General features: G+C 56.0%; 2 protein-coding genes. Both read right to left on the bottom strand.

Annotated features, from left to right (window positions below; translation table 11 throughout):
- The coding region (locus ACPV3A_RS37545) for a glycosyl hydrolase 2 galactose-binding domain-containing protein (RefSeq protein WP_426204981.1) at positions 1–202 on the bottom strand (202 nt) is incomplete at its 3' end.
- 31 nt (positions 203–233) lie between these two features.
- A partial coding sequence (locus tag ACPV3A_RS37540; RefSeq protein ID WP_426204979.1) for a glycoside hydrolase family 2 protein occupies positions 234–2,430 on the bottom strand: 2,197 nt, incomplete at its 5' end.

Below are 2,430 nucleotides of genomic sequence, written 5' to 3'. Positions count from 1 at the left end.
AAGCCCGATACGTCCAGGTTTTATCCTCCATCCATTCATATTGACGCCAATTCTCACCATAGGTGTGATCCCCCCATCCTTCAGCCCGGGCCCAATCCAATTGGACTGCGCCGGGTACGGTGGCAGGGACCCAGCGATCCGGAGCTTGCCCCGCATGATCACTCCAGCCTACTTCCCATTCCATTGTCTGTCTGGTGACCATATCCAACCTCCATTATCTAATCATTGCACGATCATAGATTCAGATTCAGTGTGTGCCCAGATGCTTTTTCCGTGCTCTCGCCGTTCTTGAATAACAAAATATACTCGGAATCCCACTCGGGCCTGTCAGTCACGACCAATTCGAGTTTCATTCTGCCGGAGGCCATGTCAGGCAGCAACCATCTTGCAGTCGGGCCGATCTGGTTCATACCAGGCGGGATAGAAGGAAAATCCCACTCCTGCAGTAACAATTTCTCACCCGCACCGAACGTTACATACACTCCTATTCGTCCAGGCTTGATGTTGTCGGGACTATCGCTCAGCAGCCATAGCTCTGGCTCAAACCATTCCCCTGGCCTCCACACAAACTTTGGAATGCGAGCGCTTGCGAGGACAGGCCTGCATGAAGCTTGCACTGCGTAATATGCCGGCTTCGGCCTGGCCGGATACATGATGATGCTGTTATTGGCTGCGGTCGGCCAAGGCTCGTTATAACACCAGTTCAGGGCCATGGAGCATACCGGCTTTTGACGGCGGGCTTCCTCGTAGATACATTTGTACCCTTCCGACTGCAGCAGCTGACCGCGGTCCACCAATTGCTCCAAGGTCTCGCTTGGCCCGAAGTAATGCTGGATGAGCTCCGGCATCAGCCAAGTATCCCCCTGCCAAGCGCCGAATCCGTGATGAGACTCCCATGTCGTGCCAGGTCTAGGCGGGAACAGCTCTTTGGCCGGGATAAAGCTCTCTAATTGTTCAACAGATGCAGGTGAGGGTATGCCGAACTCGGTGTAAGCCGTATTCCTCGCCTTAGGCATGGACTGCAGGACATCCTCGCCGGATTCATAACGAAACACGTAATTCCCGTGAGCCATGCCCTCGATCGGCGATGTCATCAAAAAAGGGGTTTGGCGGTCCAGCATGTAACAGTTCGCATTTAAAAGCCTGAGCGGCAACGATTGATCCGTCATTTTGGACCAAGAATTGAACAGYTCATTGCCGCCGCACCACAGCACCACCGACGCATGCCTCCGAAGACGCTCGATGATCGAGCGCGATTCCTGATCCAGCACCCGGAGATAAGCAGGGGTGTCCGGATATTGGTTGCATGCCAGCGGGAACTCCTGCCAGACCATYAGCCCGATTTCGTCGCATCGCTCGAAAAAGGATTCCTTGTTGACAATCCCTCCTCCCCAYACCCGGAGCATGTTCATATGGGCTGCCTTGGCCAAGTCCAGCAGGATTCCGTAATCCTCTGCGCGAATTCGCCCCGGGAAAATGTCCGGGTTTACCCAGTTCGTGCCTTTGCAAAATATCTGCCGGCCGTTGATCTCCATCGTGATCGGCGGATTGCTTCGACTCTTGGGAAACTGGGAGGGCTCCTTCCATGCCCCTTCGTGCATCACCAGCCTTGCGCGTCGGAAGCCGATCCTCTGATGCCTGCTGGATGTCGATGWGCCCGAACYATCCGCCGGCTTGAAACTCACCTCCGAGCGGTACAGGGGCTGTTCACCATGATCATGCGGCCACCATAGCCGAGGCTTCRAAAGCCTCTTCTGTATCGCATGGACCGGGCTTTCACCGTTTACAGCCCATGCTTCTTCAAATACCGTCTCCCCCTCGGGACCGATCAGCCTCCATTGCAGCTCCCCCGCTGCAGGTTGGCTAAGACGCACTTGCAGCTCCAATGCCGCTTCATCCAGCGYTTCTGTTAATTCATAACGCACCTCAGAAGACGCAAGATGCGCTTCCGGCCTGACGACAAGGTACGTATCGTCCCAGATTCCGAGCGGGATCAGGCGWGGATGCCAATCCCACCCGTAGCTCACCGCCGGCTTGCAGGAGTGRTCCGCCTGATCCCGGCTTCTAGGCGCTCCAGGACGCTTRGGGACAGGATCGATCACGATYTCMAGCAGACCGYCCTCCCCGCGTAAGTGCTCGGTCAGATCCAGTTCTAYCGGCGTGAACATCCCCTCTTGCTGCAGCAGCTCGGTGCCGTCCAGGCGAATATGAAAGCTGTAATCGATTCCTTTCGATATGAAATAGAGCCGCTCGCCTGGTGAAYTTGCCGGGGGGCGCAGCCAAGCCCGATACGTCCAGGTTTTATCCTCCATCCATTCATATTGACGCCAATTCTCACCATAGGTGTGATCCCCCCATCCTTCAGCCCGGGCCCAATCCAATTGGACTGCGCCGGGTACGGTGGCAGGGACCCAGCGATCCGGATCCGGA

The sequence above is a fragment of the Paenibacillus sp. Dod16 genome, assembly GCF_049893405.1.
GTDB lineage: Bacteria > Bacillota > Bacilli > Paenibacillales > Paenibacillaceae > Paenibacillus_AQ.
This window is presented reverse-complemented; position numbering and strand designations above follow the sequence as displayed.